The 17,226-nt window shown below is 61.9% G+C and carries 13 protein-coding genes and 2 pseudogenes; 2 read left to right on the top strand and 13 right to left on the bottom strand.

Annotated elements, in window-relative coordinates; all coding sequences use genetic code 11:
- Positions 1-337 precede the first annotated feature (337 nt).
- Positions 338-1,213, bottom strand: coding sequence for a patatin-like phospholipase family protein (locus VOM14_RS10475; protein WP_327628646.1), 876 nt, complete (start codon positions 1,211-1,213; stop codon positions 338-340).
- Between the two features lie 653 nt (positions 1,214-1,866).
- Here VOM14_RS10475 and VOM14_RS10470 point away from each other — a divergent pair.
- On the top strand, positions 1,867-2,724 hold the full coding sequence (locus VOM14_RS10470; RefSeq protein WP_327628645.1) for a PA4780 family RIO1-like protein kinase: 858 nt from the start codon (positions 1,867-1,869) through the stop codon (positions 2,722-2,724).
- A gap of 216 nt (positions 2,725-2,940) precedes the next feature.
- Here VOM14_RS10470 and VOM14_RS10465 read toward each other — a convergent pair.
- From VOM14_RS10465 to VOM14_RS10440, 6 genes and pseudogenes are all read right to left on the bottom strand, one after another.
- Positions 2,941-3,941 (bottom strand): annotated as a pseudogene (locus VOM14_RS10465) (NADP-dependent oxidoreductase).
- Positions 3,941-4,798 (bottom strand): oxidoreductase, encoded by an 858-nt coding sequence (locus tag VOM14_RS10460; RefSeq protein WP_327629061.1) that lies wholly within the window; start codon positions 4,796-4,798, stop codon positions 3,941-3,943. The pseudogene VOM14_RS10465 and the gene VOM14_RS10460 overlap by 1 nt, the downstream one beginning before the upstream one ends.
- A gap of 118 nt (positions 4,799-4,916) precedes the next feature.
- Positions 4,917-5,525, bottom strand: coding sequence for a TetR/AcrR family transcriptional regulator (locus VOM14_RS10455; RefSeq protein ID WP_327629060.1), 609 nt, complete (start codon positions 5,523-5,525; stop codon positions 4,917-4,919).
- Between the two features lie 597 nt (positions 5,526-6,122).
- A pseudogene (locus VOM14_RS10450) lies at positions 6,123-6,380 on the bottom strand (VOC family protein); the annotation flags it as partial.
- 9 nt (positions 6,381-6,389) lie between these two features.
- Complete coding sequence (locus VOM14_RS10445) at positions 6,390-7,775, bottom strand: MFS transporter (protein WP_327628644.1); 1,386 nt, start codon at positions 7,773-7,775, stop codon at positions 6,390-6,392.
- Between the two features lie 89 nt (positions 7,776-7,864).
- Positions 7,865-9,031, bottom strand: coding sequence for a M24 family metallopeptidase (locus tag VOM14_RS10440; protein WP_327628643.1), 1,167 nt, complete (start codon positions 9,029-9,031; stop codon positions 7,865-7,867).
- A gap of 184 nt (positions 9,032-9,215) precedes the next feature.
- Here VOM14_RS10440 and VOM14_RS10435 point away from each other — a divergent pair, with 184 nt between their 5' ends.
- Positions 9,216-10,214: a LysR substrate-binding domain-containing protein gene (locus tag VOM14_RS10435; RefSeq protein WP_327628642.1), complete on the top strand. Its 999-nt coding sequence runs from the start codon at positions 9,216-9,218 to the stop codon at positions 10,212-10,214.
- Between the two features lie 364 nt (positions 10,215-10,578).
- Here the strand turns inward: VOM14_RS10435 and VOM14_RS10430 are convergent, their stop codons facing one another.
- The 6 genes from VOM14_RS10430 to VOM14_RS10405 are packed head-to-tail and all read right to left on the bottom strand — an operon-like array spanning position 10,579 to position 17,218.
- Positions 10,579-10,842 (bottom strand): hypothetical protein, encoded by a 264-nt coding sequence (locus VOM14_RS10430; RefSeq protein ID WP_327628641.1) that lies wholly within the window; start codon positions 10,840-10,842, stop codon positions 10,579-10,581.
- A gap of 47 nt (positions 10,843-10,889) precedes the next feature.
- On the bottom strand, positions 10,890-11,825 hold the full coding sequence (locus VOM14_RS10425; protein WP_327628640.1) for an electron transfer flavoprotein subunit alpha/FixB family protein: 936 nt from the start codon (positions 11,823-11,825) through the stop codon (positions 10,890-10,892).
- A 15-nt stretch (positions 11,826-11,840) separates the two neighbouring features.
- Positions 11,841-12,590, bottom strand: coding sequence for an electron transfer flavoprotein subunit beta/FixA family protein (locus tag VOM14_RS10420; protein ID WP_327628639.1), 750 nt, complete (start codon positions 12,588-12,590; stop codon positions 11,841-11,843).
- Positions 12,587-14,227 carry a GMC family oxidoreductase gene (locus tag VOM14_RS10415; protein ID WP_327628638.1) on the bottom strand — a complete coding sequence of 547 codons (1,641 nt, stop codon included), beginning with the start codon at positions 14,225-14,227 and terminating at the stop codon, positions 12,587-12,589. Before VOM14_RS10415 ends, VOM14_RS10420 begins: the two co-directional genes overlap by 4 nt.
- On the bottom strand, positions 14,224-15,447 hold the full coding sequence (locus VOM14_RS10410; RefSeq protein WP_327628637.1) for a CaiB/BaiF CoA transferase family protein: 1,224 nt from the start codon (positions 15,445-15,447) through the stop codon (positions 14,224-14,226). The genes VOM14_RS10415 and VOM14_RS10410 overlap by 4 nt, the downstream gene beginning before the upstream one ends.
- Complete coding sequence (locus tag VOM14_RS10405) at positions 15,440-17,218, bottom strand: FAD-dependent oxidoreductase (protein ID WP_327628636.1); 1,779 nt, start codon at positions 17,216-17,218, stop codon at positions 15,440-15,442. The genes VOM14_RS10410 and VOM14_RS10405 overlap by 8 nt, the downstream gene beginning before the upstream one ends.
- Positions 17,219-17,226 lie beyond the last annotated feature (8 nt).

Here is a 17,226-nt window from a genome sequence, read left to right as displayed (position 1 = left end):
CGACCATTCTGGTCGGCTCCCGCTTCGGGAGAACCTCAAACGCTTGCGTCTCGGCACAGGCCGCAATGGGCGATTGAACAGTCGTTTGCCGGCATAAGGCGAGTGTCTGAATCTGGCCGGGTTGAGGCAGTGCCGCCGTCCGCCGAGAATCCGAGGATGACGCCGAGTATGCGAATCGCATGAGGCAGTGACCGGCCACTTCTAGCCGTTCGCCTGTGATCCCAGACGGACATTCGAATGTCGACTCGAATCACATAGCGTACCAATGGCAGCCAGTCATGCTCGTCGGGTCACTGGCCCTTGGCACAAAGTAGCTCGTCAGTTTTTGTTTGCGCCGTTAGCGCGCGGCGTGCGCATGCTCGCGCAGCTCACCAGGAATCAAAGCGCGCTCGAGGCCACCGTCGCTGAGCCATGCACGCGTCTTCTGCGCAGCTCGGTCGATCAGTTGCGCGCACTGCGTATAGTCGTAAGGCGAGACATCGAGTGGACACAACGGCGGAACGACATAGATCTGCACACGCGTCGAATAGAACTCAAGGTCGCGCACGAGCTGGCGTGCGATGACGAGCGTCAGAGCGTGCAGGGCCTGCGCGATCGCGCTACGCGGCGGTGCATGCAACGCACACGCGAAGCCGGCCGGTAGCACGATGATGCGCGTCGCGCCGAGCGTAACCGCCACCGAGATCGGCGTGTTGTTGGCGACGCCGCCATCGATGAGATCCACACCGTCGATACGCATCGGCGGGAACACGCCGGGAATCGCTGCGCTCGCCAGCACGGCGTTCACCACAGGACCGGTAGAAAGAACGATTTCGTCGCCGGTAAGCATATCGGTCGCGGCGATGTGAAGCGGCAAGGTCGCCTGCTCGATCCGCTCATACGACAGATGCGTCTCCAGCAGCTGACGCAACGCGTTCGCCTCGACGAGATGCGCACGACTGCGCAGGATCATCGCGAGCAGCCCGAGCATAGAAAGCGGCATGATGTCCTGCCGCCGGATCTTGCACCAGAGCGCTTCGAGCATTGCTACGCCCGCGCCGTCCGGTTGTCCTGCGAAATACGCTGCGTTGATCGCGCCTGCGGAGGCCCCCACCACGCAGCCCGGATGCTCACCGCGTTCGAGCAGTTCGCGCAGCATGCCAACCTCGATCGCGCCAAGGCTGCCACCGCCTGCGAACACGAAGGCGGTCAAACCCGAAAGATGGGGGTTCATGGCTTATTCGAAACGTCTGCCCGCGGTCAACGCCAATTGTTGGTGCCAGTTGCGCCGGCAGCACATGCTGAGGCAACCGCATACAAGCGCCTGTATCGCGCATCTAACACAGCCTCAACAATTAACCGCCGCGACGTCTTCGTCCTTTGATCAGATTCTGCAGTTCAGTCTGCATGGTATGCCCCTTTCAAGGTATCCACCAAACGTCGGTAAGATCAGACGAGATCTCGTGGTTTTTCGGGCAAGCGGACATCCGCGTCAAGGTGCTGCGCGGCCTTTGGTGGCAGTTCGCGACCGTCCGGGGACTTGCCCGCCGTCGAAGAGGCGGTCGACCGTCGGACCCAGGAAGCTGTCATTGAAGTGGACCCGGTTCCAGTGGCCGGAGCGGGTCGGGCGCTGCCCGTCGTACCAAGCAGCGAGCGGCCCGGTAGCGCGGCGCAATGCATCTACGCAGTCGCCAGGAGATTTGCGTCGGCTCGTCCTCGGCCACCCTTATAATCCGGCATGACTCAATCCATCTCCCACGCAGCAAGCTTACAGCCGCCAGCACCGGCTGCGCGATTCATCGGTTTGTTGGTCGCGCATACGTCAGCGGGCCATTCGCCATCCACGCGTGTGGATGGCACGTTCGACGAGCTGCGACCGGCGATCGTATGAAAATACCCAAACGACTTGCACCGCTTCTCGAAGAAGGCCTCATCGACGAAGTCATCGGCCAGTTGATGAGCGGCAAGGAGGCAGCAGTCTACGTCGTGCGCAGCGGCGAATCGACACGTTGCGCAAAGGTCTACAAGGACGCGAAGCAGCGCAGTTTTCGGCAAGCCGCGTCGTATCGGGACGGTCGCAAGGTCAAGAACAGCCGCCAGGCGCGGGCGATGGAAAAAGGTACGCGCTACGGCCGCCAGATGCAGGAAGCGTCATGGCAGAACGCTGAAGTCGACGCGCTGTTCCGGCTCGCCAACGCAGGTGTGCGCGTGCCGCAACCCTATATTTGTACCGACGGCGTGTTGCTAATGGAGCTGGTGATCGACGCGATGGGTGACGTCGCGCCACGGCTGAACGACGTCGATCTGACCGAGGCCCGCGCCCTCGAACTGCACGCGCTGCTGCTGAACCAGGTTGTCCGCATGCTTTGCGCAGGGTTGATTCACGGCGACCTGTCGGAATACAACATCCTGCTGGCAGCGGATGGGCCGGTGATCATTGATCTGCCACAGGCCGTCGACGCAGCTGGCAACAACGAAGCCGCCTCGATGCTCAAGCGGGACGTCGACAACCTGGCCGCGTACTTCGGACGGTTTGCGCCGCAAATACTCACCGCGAGTTATGGCATGGAGATCTGGACGCTCTTCGAGGCAGGGCTGCTGCGTGTCGATGCCGAATTGACAGGCCGCATCGAAGTCGACACGCGACCTGTGGACCTCGATGGCGTGCTGCAGGAACTCGAAGAGACACGTCTTGAGGAAGACGCGCGAGTGCGGCGACAGCAGGAACTGAGCGCGAGCCGGTAACCGTGCCCGATGTCCCCTGAAGATAGCCCGAAAGTGAAGGTCTTCGAAAAACGTCGCCGCTCGGCCGGCCAGTTACGGCCATTCCGCTCGAGTATTCCGTGGACGTTTGAAGGTCGGCTCCACGCTGACAACGGACGGTAACGTTCGACGTTACAAGAACTTCACGTCGAGCAAGCGCCGTTGCCTCTGCGCGGAAACAAACAGCGATCCCTTCTACTATCGGATCTTGATGACGACCTTACCCTTTGCACGTCCTGTTTCGACGTAAGCCAAAGCCTCTTGCGTTGATTCGAACGGGAAAATCCGATCAATCACAGGCCTTATCGCAGCTACGTCGACGAGCTTGGCGATCTGGGCTAGCTGGCCTCCATCGGCACGCATAAAGAGGAATGAATAGCCGACGTCACGACGTCTCGCTGCTTTTCGGATGCGATAGCTTAGAAACCGCATCGCCGTTTTCAGGAACCAGGAGGCACCCATCTGCTTAGCAAAATCAGGATCGGGCGAACCGGCGATCCCAATGAGCTTGCCACCCGGCTTGAGCACTTGCAGTGATTTTCGAGCGTATTTCCGCCCTGCATATCCAGTACCACGTCGCAGTCTTTCAATACAGCGGCAAAGTCGTCCTTCTTGTAATCGATGATGATGTCGGCACCGAGTTGCTTCATCAATCCGGCATTCGCGGCGCTCGCTGTCGTCGCGACGGTCGCGCCCAGATGCTTCGCCAGTTGAATAGCAAAGGTGCCAACGCCGCCCGAGCCGGCGTGTATGAGCACCTTCTGCCCTTTCTTCAGTTGCCCTCGTTCGATCAGCGCCTGCCAGGCGGTCAAGCCCACCAACGGGATTGAAGCCGCTTCTTCCATACTGAGCGTTTTGGGCTTGAGGGCCACGGCATCTTCATTGATCGCGATGAATTCCGCGAAAGTACCGATGCGATTTTTGGGCGGTCGCGCATATACTTCATCGCCCGCCTTGAATCGCCGCACACGCGATCCGACGCGGACAACGACCCCGGCCAGGTCGTTGCCCAGAATCAGCGGCAAACGATAGGGCAGAATGAGCTTGAACTCTCCATCCCTGATCTTCGAATCAAGCGGGTTCACGCCAGCGGCGTAAATCTGGATCAATACGCCGTCCTCACGCAGTTCCGGGACCGGCATATCGCCAGCTCGTACGCCATTCTTGCGTCCATATCGATCGACGACGAATGCCTTCATCATGGTTCTTTGTTCCTTGACGGTTTCTTGTTGCGTGAGTAACAGCTCCACGTTGCGAGCCGCAGATCTTTGCGAATGCCGGCGTCCACTAGGCCCGCAGGCGCAAATCTGCGCAGCAATCGGAGGCGTCCGGCGAGGCCGCCCGCTGCATAGCGGAGTCTCGGGCGAGCCGCGAGCGCGGCCTGCAATACAGTTTCGGCCACAACCTCAGGGCCGTCGGCATTCTCGACCACCTCCTCGACTCTCTTGTCCACGGCCGCGCGCACCTCGTGGTACGCGTCAAGCGGGGCGTCAGGGGCCATGAAGTTCGCGTCGAAAGGCGTTTTGATGTAGGCAGGCTCAATGACCGATACCCGGATGCCCATCGTACGTAACTCATGATCGAGCGACTCCGAATAGCCTGCCACCGCATGCTTGGTGGCGGAATACAGCGCCATATAGGGCATCGGTAAGAAACCCAGCACGGAGCCGATGTTGATGATGCGGCCGCGACCTTGTTGTCGCATATGGGGCAGCACGGCACGCGTCATGCGGACGATCCCGAAGAAGTTCGTATCGAAGATCGCACGGGCCTGGTCAAGCGAACTCTCTTCTGCGGCGGCGGGGGCGACCCCGAAGCCGGCGTTGTTTACCAGGAGATCGATGCGGCCGTGTAGGCGCAGCACCTCCTTGACGGCTGCTTCGACTGATTCGTCGCTAGTCACGTCCAGCGGCAACATCTCGAACCTCCGCTGGCCCGCTAACGCACCGCGCCGGCTAGTGCCGTAGACTTTGTATCCGGCTTCCGCAAGGCGGGTTGCCGTGGCTTCGCCGATGCCTGAAGAGGCACCTGTAACAAGCGCTATTCCGGTTTTCATGATGTCCTTCGGGGAGTGAGAAATGATCTTCAGGTCTTTGGTCAAGCATTCATCTTGCCAAAAATATGATGATCATCATATTTTTGGCCCATCAAAAGCGCACGCAGGGTACGCGGATTTACTCATCAGTGGACGCGAATTTTTTCAATGCGGCTTCAAGAAAACTGTCCGACAGCTTGGGGTCGTCGACGGCGCGCGCCAGCACTAATGTGCCGACCATGGTTGCAACGGTCATAAGTGCCTGCTCATGCGCGCCCGGTTGGCCCCAATCGGGCAATTGGCGCGCAACGACATCGATCATCTCCTTGATGCGGCGGGTGGCCGCGCGCCGCACGACCGGCGCTTGGCGCGGCATCTCCGAGCCAAGGGCGGAAACCGGGCAGCCCGTCTCTATGGCTTCACGGTGCTCCTTCGATAGATAGGCGCGCACCATCGACGGCAATGCCTGCTCCGGAGGCACGGATGCGGCGATCTGCTCCGACCGGGCCACGGCCTCAGCACCGGCGCGGTCAGCCGCTTCGGCAAGCAGCACCTCGCGCGATGGAAAGTGCGCGTAGAAGCCGCCGTGCGTCAGACCGGCCTCCTTCATGATGTCGGCCACTCCCGTCCCGGCGTAGCCGCTGCGCCGAATCGCGCGCGCGGCAACCTCGACGATGCGCTCGTGCGTGATTTCCTTACGGCTGGCAGTTTTCTGATCGAATGATGACTTTTGCATGATGCTCATCATATACCACGTCGGCACAATTTGTTGAGCGGGAGCAATCTCGATGGAGACCAAGGTTTCCAGCAGGCAGCGCCAGCGTGCGCAACTCTCGTCAAGACACCGATCCCGAGCTCGGTTTTTCATGTCGGTGGTCTTGGCAGGTATGGCCATCGCGCGCTTCCTGGCTAACATCCGCAAGGACAGGCACTGACGGTTCCTCGTTAGGCTTACTCTGGCGTGGCCGCTTTACCTCGGAAGCGGACGTGTAGGCTACGCGGCATCGAACGGCGGATAGGGGTCGGCAGTGCGCGTTGACGACCGGCCGCTTCCGGGAAGCGGAATTCCAATGGCCGCTTTCCGGCGATGAATTTGAAGAGCGGACTGATGCAACCCGACGGTCGTCAAGACTCACTCGCGTTTCGGCCGAGCCGGCGTTCATACGACCGCATCGCCAACGACCGCAAAGGAAAGTGCAGCCGCCGCAGGATTGCGGAACGATAATTGGGCCGCCAATCGGAATACAGAATGGGTGCGCCCAGTGCCACGTCCAGCCACAACGGGTAGGCTCTTCAAGCAGCGATACGCCGTGCGCTGCCGGATCCTCTGAATCACGGCCAATCTGCCGCGCGGCCACTCGGTGTCTGCGCCCACATAGTCGATGTCTGCCGAATATTCCCAGAACGAGCCCCACGGATCGCGCACATAGTGGAAGTAGTTCGACCCCAATACGTGCCGACCCACGCCCCGTCCTTTCGCATATCCGGCCTGCCGCATCTGCAGCTTTCCGAGACCAACATCGTCGACAGCCGGCACGTCCCACGCACTATGATGCCAGCCCTTCGCATTGCCCTGCGCAAATGCGACGAGGTGATGATCACTTTTTTGCGCTCAGCGCGACAGGGGTTGCGGCGAGTGCGCTGACGCACGCGCGCCCAGCGCTGCGGCCGCCTCGTCTTCCGGCTCTGCGGACAGATTCCGCTTGAAAGTCTCAGCAAGAAAAAAGGCGCACACCAGGCTCAGCAACCCTGTCGCCGCGATATAGATCGAAATGGGCAGCGTCTGGCCATACGTCGCGAACAGATAGGTGGCGATCAATGGCGTCGGTCCTGACGTGATGATGCCGGCGATCTGATACGGCAGCGAAGCACCCGTATAGCGCACCCGCGTCCCGAACAGTTCCGCAAACCACGTCGATTGCACCCCGTACACCGAAGCCTGGCTCAACGCGATACCGCAGACGTATGCCACGAAAATCAAGGTCGGACTGCGTGTCTCAAGCAACGGAAAGAACGCGAATCCATAGATCGCCACGAACACCGCGCCGAGCATGAAGACGGTCCGGCGTCCAATAACGTCCGACAGTTTGCCGAACAGCGGCAGCGTGATCAGCGCAAACGCGCAGCCCACAATGATGGCGTTCAGCAGTAGTCCACGCGACAAGCCGAGCCGCGTCGTTCCGTATACCAGCACGAACACGTTGATCACGTTGAAGGTGATGTCGACCGCGAAGCGCGTGCCGATCGTCAGCACGAGGTCTTTCGGATGCCGGCGCAGCAATTCGATCAGCGGCGCCTTCACAACCTGCTTGCTCGCCTTGATCTGTTCGAATACCGGCGACTCCATGACGCGCAGGCGGATGAACAGGCCGATCGCGATCAGCGCGACGCTCAGCAGGAACGGCAGGCGCCATCCCCATGAATAGAACGCGTCTGACGGCAGACTCGAGACGGCTTTGAACACCGCGGTCGAGAGCATCAGTCCGAGCGGCACGCCCAATTGGGGGAATGCGCCGAAGAAGCCACGTTTCCTGGCCGGCGCCGTTTCGACCACCATCAGCACCGCGCCGCCCCATTCGCCGCCGACGCCGAGCCCTTGCAGGAAGCGCATCGCGACCAGCAGGATCGGCGCCCAGACGCCGATCGAGGCGTAAGTCGGCAGCAGGCCGATCACGAAAGTGCCGACGCCCATGATCGTCAGCGTCGCGACGAGCGTCGCCTTACGTCCGATGCGATCGCCAAAGTGCCCGAAAAACACGGCCCCGAATGGCCGTGCGAGATAGCCGACCGCAAAACTGCCGAACGCAGCGATGGTGCCGACCATCGGATCGAACGAGGGGAAAAACAGCTTGGCGAAGACCAGCGCCGAAGCGGTGGCATAGAGAAAAAAGTCGTACCACTCGATGGCGGTCCCGACCACCGAAGCGACCAGCACACGGTTGACGGCCGACCGGCTGATAACCGGCGCGTTGCCGGATGAAATGGGCGATGTATTCACGTCTCCTCCCTTCTCTGGGAATCTATATTTTGAACTGCTGCGTCTCGGCGGCGCGGGTTCGCCCGCACGTTACGATCGGTTCACTGGGCTTACCAGTGCAGTTCCATCGGGAACTGGTCGAGCGTTTCGACGCCGCCCGAGGTCAGCCGCACGATACGTTCCGTGCGCAAACCACCGACGTTCGGCACCGTGATCGTCGCCTTCAGGGTAAAGACCATGTTTTCCTGCAACACGGTCCTGTTGCCCGGCCCGATCCACGGCGCTTCTTCTTCTGGATCCATGCCGGTGCCGTGACCGGTGCCGTGGCCGCGCGCTTCGCTTGAGTATTGCTCGTAGTTCGATTTCACCAGCGCCTGCTGGATCACCGCGTTCAGTTCCATGGCCGCCATGCCGGGACGCGCCGCGGCCAGCCCCGCTTCGACCGCGCGCGCCGCTGCCGCGACGATCGCCATTTTCTCGGGAGTCGCCGGACCGTAGGTGAAACCGCGTCCGCCATCGGCCACGTACCCACGATAACGCGCACCGATGTCGGTCATGATGAGATCCCCCGGTTGCAGGATGCGGTCGGTGGGGCGCGCCAGGTTATAGGCCGAGCGCGGACCGGATTGCACCATCGAATCGAACGCGGTCCGGTCCGCTCCTCCCGCGAGCATCGCGCGGTCAGCGATTAAAGCGAGTTCACGCTCCGTGTAGGGACGGCGGTCGGCGAGCGCGTCGCGAATCGCGGCCATCGCCGAATCGGTCAAGGCAGCGGCTTTGCGCATCAGCGCGACTTCGGCCTCGCTCTTGATTGCCTTGATTTCGGCCAGCACCATCGTCGGTTCGAGCTTCAGTTCGCCAAGACCGACATCCAGGCGCTGCAACAGGTCCGCGGGAATATAGGCGGCGCCGGCGAGCCCGACCGTGCCGCTGCGGTGCCGCGCCGAAAATACCTGCACCTCTTGCGTGACTTCACGCAGGCTGCGCACCTCGAAGGCGGTCACGCTCGTCGCGTAATCGAGGCATTGATCCGACACGAACAGCACGGGGTCGCCGTCCACCGGCAGCAGCAGGATCGCGTTTGCAATGTCCGATACGCCGTCGAGCGGGCGGAACTCGGTGAAGTAGCCGATGTTCGCGCCACGCCAGCAATCGCCGAATGCAAGCAGGCCGACCAGGCCCGCCTTGTCGAGCGCGCTGCGGACCTTGGCGACGCGGCCGAGGAACTCGTCGGTAGTGATGCCTTCCGGCGGGAAGTCTGCGGTACGGATGTTCATTGCTTGTTCATCTCCTGTGCGGCTGCATGCGCGGATGCTGGATGCAACCAGTCTCGATGCCTGTGATGGGAAACCGCCCGCCCGTGGAATGCAGGGCGTCTGCTGCATAGTAGAATCGATCGATATGCTTTTATAATGAAAAATATCGCAAAATCTATATCGATACGGAATACATGGAGACGACATGGTGAACTCGGCCATTCATCCGGACACCGGCGCGGGGGGCATCGCGACGGGCCGCTTCGACCCCACGCGCCTGAAGACGCGCCAATTGGCCCTGATCGTTCAGCTCGACACCCATCGCTCGGTATTGCGCGCGGCGGACGCCGCGCACATGACCCAGCCCGGGGCGACCAAGTTGCTGCGGGAACTGGAAGAGACGATGGGTGTGCCATTGTTCGAACGGCATCCGCGCGGTGTCGAGCCTACCTGGTACGGCGAGGTGCTGATCCGCCATGCGCGCAGCGCGCTGGCGGAGTTGCGGCACGCGTACGACGAAGTGTCCGCGCTCAAGGCCGGCGTGACCGGGCAGGCGATGATCGGCACCGAGGTCACGGCGGCCACCAACCTCGTGCCGCAAGCCGTGGCGCTGCTCAAGAAGCGTTTTCCGCAGATTCGCATCAACATCGAGATGGAGTTCAGCGAGGTGCTGGTGCAGCGTCTGCTGGAAGGCAAGCTGGATATGATCGTCGCGCGAATCCGCAATCGGGACGATCTGGCGGAACTGCACTACGCCCCGCTCGCAGAAGCACAGCACGCGCTATTCGCACGCGTTGGCCATCCGCTCGTCAGGCGCAAGACTCTGAGCTGGAACGAACTGGCGCCGCAAACGTGGATCTTGCCGCCGAAGGGCAACGTGATGCGCAATCAGTTCACGCAACTTTTCCTTGAACGGCAGCTCGCGTTGCCAACGGATGTGGTCGAGAGCTCATCGCTGCCTGTCATCACGAGTCTGCTGCAAATGAGCGATATGATCGCGCCGCTTGCGCGCGAGCCGGTGCGGCCGTATTGCATTGCCGGTGCGCTCGAGCCGCTACCGTTCGAACTCGATTTGAAGCTCGGGCCGGCGGGCATCGTCACACGGCGCGGGGACAGGCTCTCACCGGGTGCGCGGGCGATGCTGCAAGCGCTGCGCGAGGTCGCCGGATTCGACACTCAAGGCCCCGACGCCGGCAGCGACTGACTTACCGCAATAGGACTCAGCGCGCGCCGTCCACCGCGACGGTTGCGCCAGGTTGTAGTAACCATTCATGAGCCGGCTCGTTATGTATGTGCCAAGCCCGGCGCTGGGCCGGCCCCCGAAGAACGCAGCATGCGACGTTCACCGCACCGCGCTCGAGAATCAATCAATGACCGAATGAACCCCAAGCTCGCAAAAGGGAAAGTCCTTCTAGGTTGCTTCCGGCTGCAGCATTTTCCGGGCGGGGCTTGGACCCGCTGGAAAGCGTCACCTTTTCAGAGCGCACACCCAGACCGGCCGCTCGCCGCTCAACCTTGCGAACGGCAGCTTACGGTGAGAGTACGGCGAGCGATCAGCGATTTTACGGTCATCGATGCGACGCTTCGCCGTTGTGCATGAAACAGCCGATCCCTCGATCTTCGCGGTCTCTTTCGCAGCGCCGACCCGCACGATCGAAGCTGCTTTCGGTGGCAACGTGAGTTCGGTCAACGTTCACGATCCAATTGTCGAAGCACCAACGCCACCGAATACGGCGCTCCTTCAAAAGCGCCGAGAACCAACGCCAGAGGGCCGCATCGTCGGCATTTCCCACTACCGCCGCCTCAATACGTATTCGTTGCATTGCGTCCATTGCCGCCGCCGAAGCCCAACGTCATGTCCATCACATCAGTACAGACATCACGGCCATTGCCCAACCAGATCGGGGACAGTCGTGAAAAGGTCGCCGATAAGGCCGTAGTCAGCAACGCTGAAGATCGGTGCCTCGGGATCTTTGTTGATCGCCACGATCACCTTTGAGTCCTTCATGCCGGCCAGGTGCTGGATCGCGCCCGAAATGCCGACGGCCACGTAAAGCTGCGGCGCGACGATCTTGCCCGTCTGCCCCACTTGGTAGTCGTTCGGCACGTAGCCTGCGTCCACCGCTGCGCGCGAGGCGCCCAGTGCCGCACCGAGCTTGTCCGCCAGCGGCTCGAGCACCTTCGTGTAGTTCTCGCCGCTGCCGAGGCCCCGGCCTCCCGACACGATGATGTTCGCGCTCGTCAGCTCCGGACGATCAAGCTTCGTGACTTCGCGGTTCACGAACTGTGAAATACCGCGATCCGCCGCCGCTTCGATCTTTTCCACCGATGCGTTCCCACCGTCAAGCGCGACGGCGTCGAAACCCGTCGCACGCACGGTGATCACCTTGATCGCATCGCCCGATTGCACCGTGGCGATGGCGTTGCCCGCATAGATCGGGCGCTCGAACGTATCGCTCGACACCACCGCCGTAATTTCGCTGATCTGCGCGACGTCGAGCTTCGCCGCCACGCGCGGCGCAACGTTCTTGCCGTAGGCCGTGGCCGGCGCCACGATGTGCGAGTAATCCTTCGCGATGTTCAGCACGGTCGCTTCGACGTTTTCCACGAGCCCTTCGGCCAATTGCGGTGCATCGGCCAGCAGCACCTTCGCCACGCCAGCGATCTTCGCTGCTGCGTCGGCCGCGCCTTGCGCATTGTGGCCCGCGACTAGAACGTGGACGTCGCCACCGATTTTCTGTGCGGCAGCAACGGTATTCAACGTGGCGCCCTTGATCGATGCGTTGTCATGTTCGGCAATTACCAAAATCATCATTTCTTCGCGCTCCCCTTACAGCACCTTGGCTTCGGTCTTCAGTTTCTCGACCAGCGTCTTTACATCGGACACCAGCACGCCCGCACTGCGCATGGGCGGCTCTGCCACCTTCAACGTCTTCAAGCGGGGAGCGACATCAACGCCGAGATCCGCTGGCTTGAGCGTTTCCAGCGGCTTTTTCTTCGCCTTCATGATGTTGGGCAACGTGACGTAGCGCGGCTCGTTGAGACGCAGGTCGGTCGTCACTACGGCCGGCAGCGTCAGCGACAGCGTTTCAGCTCCGCCGTCCACTTCGCGCGACACGGTCGCCTTCCCGTCAGCCACAACGACCTTCGAAGCGAACGTCGCTTGCGGAAGGTTAGCCAAAGCGGCAAGCATCTGCCCGGTCTGGTTCGAGTCGTCGTCGATGGCCTGCTTGCCGAGCAATACCAACGAAGGCTGTTCCTTGTCGACCAGCGCCTTGAGCAGTTTGGCAACGGCCAGAGGCTGCAGGTCTTCGGATGACTCGATCAACACAGCACGATCCGCGCCTATCGCCAACGCCGTACGCAGCGTCTCCTGCGCCTGAGCAACACCGCAAGAAACCGCCACCACCTCGCTAACCACGCCGGCTTCCTTCAACCGCACCGCTTCCTCAACCGCGATTTCATCGAACGGATTCATCGACATCTTCATGCTCGCAATGTCGACACCCGTGCCGTCCGACTTGACCCGGACCTTTACGTTGTAGTCGACCACTCGCTTTACACCTACCAGCACTTTCATACCGTCTCCTTCGAATATGTCGAAGCAGTGCGCGCCGTCATAGGCGACCGGATCATGTCAGCTGCGCGCTCGGCCAGCATCAGCACCGTCGCATTGGTGTTCGTCGAGGTTATCGACGGCATCACCGACCCGTCGACGATGCGCAGGCCGGTCGTTCCGCGCACCCGCATCTCAGAATCGACGACGCTCATTTCGCCCTCTCCCATCCGGCACGTGCCAACCGCGTGATACACAGTCGAGCCATTGTCACGCACGTATTGTAGTAACGCCTCATCGGTGTCCGCCTGACGGCCAGGTACGGTTTCGTCGACGATATAGCGGGCGACCTCGGGCTGCGCGAAGATCCGGCGGCCGATCTTGAGTCCTTCCACCATCGTGTTGCGGTCCAGTTCGCTACTGAGGTATGACGGTGCGATCGTCGGCGCTGCCGTCATCTCGCTGCTGGTAATGTGCACGTGCCCACGGCTTTCCGGGCGCATCTGCCAGACGCCGCAGGAGACGCCGGGCTCCGACTCCAGCACCCCGATCCGTCCCTCGACGAAGCTGCCTGGCGCGATCACGAACTGCACGTCGGGCCGGGTTGCGAGCCGCGTCTGTGCAAAGCCGCCGACGATCGCCGCGCTATAGGTCAGTACGCCGGTCCCCGACACGACGTAGCGCATCATCTCGCGCGCGAGCGCGAGTCCGTGCGAGCGCTCGTTCGCGGTACCTGCACCCCGTACCCGATAGCCGAGCCGGACTACATAGTGATCTTGCAAATTGTTGCCGACGCCCGGTAACGCGATGCGTGTTCGAATGCCCGCATTGTCGAGCACGTCCTTATCACCGATGCCACTCATTTCGAGCAGCCGTGGCGTGCCGATCACGCCAGCGCTTAGAATGACCTCGCGGGTCGCGCGAAACTGCATCGAAACGCCTGCGGTCGTCGTCGCATTGATGCCGCTCACGTGCTTGCCGTTCATTTCGAGCCCGGACACCTGGACGCCGGTCACGACCGTGAGATTCGGCCGCACCATTGCGGGCCGCAGATAACCACGCGCTGCGCTGGACCGGCGACGTCCGTCGCGCGTTTGCTGGTAGTACCAGATCGACGGACCGCGCGTGTCGCTGTTAGGATCATCTACAAACTCGAGACCGGCCTTTTGGGCGGCTTGCACGACCGCACCGCAAATCTCCGGCGGATTCTTAACCCGGCTGACCTGGATTGGACCATGCGTGCCGCGTTGCGGACTGTTGCCCTCGGTCCACGTTTCGGAGCGGCGGTAGAAAGGCAGACAGTTGCCGAAAGTCCAGCCCTTGGCGCCCGACTGCTCCCAGCTATCGATATCCTCCGCAAACGGGCGCACATAAAGCAGGCCGTTGATCGCGCTGGACCCGCCGAGTCCGCGTCCACGCGGAAACAGGATTGCACGGCCGCTGGTCTCGGCGTCGGCCCGCGTGTGATAGCGCCATGTCACGGTTGGATGATCGAGCAATCGCACGAAGCCGGCCGGTACGTGGATGAACGGGTGACGATCGCGCTCGCCGGCTTCAACAAGAATCACTGTGACGTTCGGATCTTCGGTTAGGCGGTTTGCGAGCACGCAACCCGCCGTCCCCGCGCCGACGATCACGTAGTCCGATTTGTACGATTTCATGATTTCGCTCCGGCAGCGGCCGGTTCACGACCTTCGAGTGCTGCGATCTCCTCCTCTGCGAAACCGAACTCGGCAAGTACTTCAACCGTGTGTTGTCCGAGTGTAGGCGGCGGGCGACGGTAAGCTACCGGGCTGCCGTGAAAATTCACCGGGCTCGCGATGTTCGTTATCCTGCCCGCCAGCGGATGTTCGATCTCGACGACCGCGTGGTTATGCGCGATCTGCGGGTCCTCCGTCAACGCGGTGTGATAGTCCTGCACGATCGCGCATGGCACGTCCGCGGCACTCAAATGCGCCACCCAGTATTCGGCGGTATGCTGTAGAAACTGCTGTTCGAGGATCACGTCGAGCGCATGCCGATTCGCAGTCCGCGCGGTGTTGCCAACAAAGCGTTCATCGCTCAGCAAGTCTTCGCGGCCCAACGCCCGGCAAAGGTTCTGCCAGAATTTTTCGGTGAAGCAGGCCGCAAAGAAATAGCGGCCATCGGAGCCCTGATAGTTACGATACGGCACCATCGTCGGATGGCCGCTGCCGAGGCGCTCCGGCGCTTTGCCGCTCCTCAGCGTCTCGCCGTCGCGCGGGATGGTGCTGAAAAGCGCAGCCGACAGCAGCGACGTATCGATGCGCTGACCTTCGCCATGCCGTTCGCGATGCAACAGCGCCGCCGAGATGCCGAACGCGAGCAGCGCAGCCGCGCCGAAGTCCGGCAACGGCGCCCCGAGTCGAACCGGATTGCCGCCCGCTTCGCCCGTCATGTCCATGAGACCCGCCACGGCCTGCACGATCGGATCGTTCGCGGGCCATGCGGCGTAAGGACCGCTTTGTCCGAACGCCGACACGCTTGCATAGACGATCATCGGATTGCGCGCTTTCACGGCCTCGTAGCCGATGCCGAGCCGATCCACCGTGCCCGGTCGGAAGTTTTCGACGACGACATCCGCCTGCTCCGCCATGCGCAGAAATGCATCGCGTCCTTTCGGCGACTTCAGGTCAAGGCGGATGCTGCGCTTGTTACGGTTCTGCGACAAAAACTGCACGCTTTCGCCTTCGACGAATTGATTACCGAGATTGCGCGAGAGGTCACCGGCCTTCGGTTCCTCAACCTTGATCACGTCCGCGCCGAGGTCGGCAAGCAACACTGTACCAACCGGACCCGCGGTCATGACGGTGAGATCGAGAATGCGGTAGCCCGACAACGGGCCCACTTGCTTCTTATCCATGATTTGCCACCTGGGAATGCGATGCGTCCGTGAGTTCGGCACGAGGGTAATCGAGCACGTCGAAGGCGAGACGGAACGGGTCGGCCTCACCGCGCGTGATGGTCAATGCATGATTGAAACGGGCGTCGTCGCGCTCAGGACAGTCGGTGCGATAGTGGCTGCTGCGTGATTCGCGCCGCTCGATACACGCCTGCACGATGACGTCGGCAGTCGTCGCCATGTTGTCTATCGTCAACGCATCGATCACCTGCGGCGGCGTAGCGGCGCCCCCTGCGGCAAACTCCGCGCGCGCCTCGCGAGCGGCGGCTAACGCGATGTTCAGACCGCTTTCCGTCTTCTCGACCAGGCAATGCGCCTGCATCGCTGCACGCAGATCGGAGGCGATACGTTGAGCGTCGAACGACGCATTCGGTTTTAGCGCCGTTTCGAGTCGCCGTGCAAGGGGCGCCACATCGGACGTGCCGGGCGCCGCGCTGCCGCGTGCGAATACGGCCGCACCCACGCCCGCGCGATGACCAAAAACCTGACCTTCGGCAAGCGAATTGCCGCCCGGACGATCCGGACCGCGCACGCCGCCCGCAAGTTCGCCGATCACGAAGAGCCCCTCGATGGTCGACATCGCGTCGGTGTTGGTCATCCGGACACCGCCATTCAGGCACTGAAAAGCAATACCGACGTCGAGCAGATCACGCTTCGGATCGAGTCCCTTGGCGCGCATCCAGCGCATGGTGTTCGGAATGGTGGCCGCCAGCCGTTCCTCGGCGATGTCGGCGAAAGAGAAATGCACCGCGCCGCGTTCCGTGCCTCTGCCCTGCGCGATTTCCGTTGCGATCGCGATATCGATATAGCGCGACTCGTTCGAGATCGTGAACGGGAAGACTTTCTCGTCCATCGCAGCCTCGGGCGTCACGCTCGTCGGCAGATAGTCCGAGAGGAATTCGTGACCGTCGCGATTGAGCATCTTCGGATGCAGGATGAAGCACGACTTGCTGAAAAGTTGCACGTAAGGGTGCACCATCGCCGGCCCGAACTGGTGGAACTCCATGTTCACGAGTTCTGCGCCGTGGCGGAAGCAGATCGCCTGGCCGTCACCGGTCATCTCCGCTGTCGACACCTGCTGCGAGAACAGACCGTGCGCGCCGCCGGTGCCAAGCACGACGGCCCCCGCCGAGACCACCAGCAGCCGCCGCGAATCGAGGTCCATCGCAACCACGCCGCTCACGCGCCCTGTCGAATCGCGCAGAAGGTCGATCAGTGCCGCCGGCTGACGGGTCTCGACACCGAGCTTTCTGGCTTCGTCCGCGAGCGCGCTCACGAAGGCCTTGCCGGTTTTGCCCTTCACGCCGAGCGCGCGCGCATAGCTGCCGAAGTCGCTGCGGATGAGCTTATAGCCATCGTCGACGCGGTCGAACGGCACGCCGAGTTCGATCAGGTCAGCGATGCGCTTCGGTGCGTCCTCCGCCAGAACGCGCACCAGGTCGCGGTCGATGAAGCCAGCTGCCGGACGCATCGTGTCTTCGTAGTGCACGGTTGCGCTATCGTCGGGACTGCCGTAGCCGGATGCCCCCATGCTCATGATTTCGCTAGCGCCGTGCACCGTGCTGCCACCCTGTCCGACCGGCGCCTTGGCCAGCATAAGGACCTTCGCACCCGCCTGTGCCGCCGACACGGCAGCACGCGACGCCGCGCCGCCACCGCCGACCACCACTACGTCGGCTTGCGCGTAGTCGACGCTAAAGCCGAAATTCTCCAACGTCCGAACTGCCGTCACGTCTGTCT

This window comes from Paraburkholderia sp. MPAMCS5, from assembly GCF_036016995.1.
GTDB lineage: Bacteria > Pseudomonadota > Gammaproteobacteria > Burkholderiales > Burkholderiaceae > Paraburkholderia.
This window is presented reverse-complemented; position numbering and strand designations above follow the sequence as displayed.

Bases quoted from the DNA above. Each gene is read 5' to 3' on its own strand.
- VOM14_RS10475 (WP_327628646.1), bottom strand. From the start codon at position 1,213: ATGAACCCCCATCTTTCGGGTTTGACCGCCTTCGTGTTCGCAGGCGGT.
- VOM14_RS10470 (WP_327628645.1), top strand. From the start codon at position 1,867: ATGAAAATACCCAAACGACTTGCACCGCTTCTCGAAGAAGGCCTCATC.
- VOM14_RS10460 (WP_327629061.1), bottom strand. From the start codon at position 4,798: ATGAAAACCGGAATAGCGCTTGTTACAGGTGCCTCTTCAGGCATCGGC.
- VOM14_RS10455 (WP_327629060.1), bottom strand. From the start codon at position 5,525: ATGATGAGCATCATGCAAAAGTCATCATTCGATCAGAAAACTGCCAGC.
- VOM14_RS10440 (WP_327628643.1), bottom strand. From the start codon at position 9,031: ATGAACATCCGTACCGCAGACTTCCCGCCGGAAGGCATCACTACCGAC.
- VOM14_RS10435 (WP_327628642.1), top strand. From the start codon at position 9,216: ATGGTGAACTCGGCCATTCATCCGGACACCGGCGCGGGGGGCATCGCG.
- VOM14_RS10430 (WP_327628641.1), bottom strand. From the start codon at position 10,842: ATGGACGCAATGCAACGAATACGTATTGAGGCGGCGGTAGTGGGAAAT.
- VOM14_RS10425 (WP_327628640.1), bottom strand. From the start codon at position 11,825: ATGATGATTTTGGTAATTGCCGAACATGACAACGCATCGATCAAGGGC.
- VOM14_RS10420 (WP_327628639.1), bottom strand. From the start codon at position 12,590: ATGAAAGTGCTGGTAGGTGTAAAGCGAGTGGTCGACTACAACGTAAAG.
- VOM14_RS10415 (WP_327628638.1), bottom strand. From the start codon at position 14,227: ATGAAATCGTACAAATCGGACTACGTGATCGTCGGCGCGGGGACGGCG.
- VOM14_RS10410 (WP_327628637.1), bottom strand. From the start codon at position 15,447: ATGGATAAGAAGCAAGTGGGCCCGTTGTCGGGCTACCGCATTCTCGAT.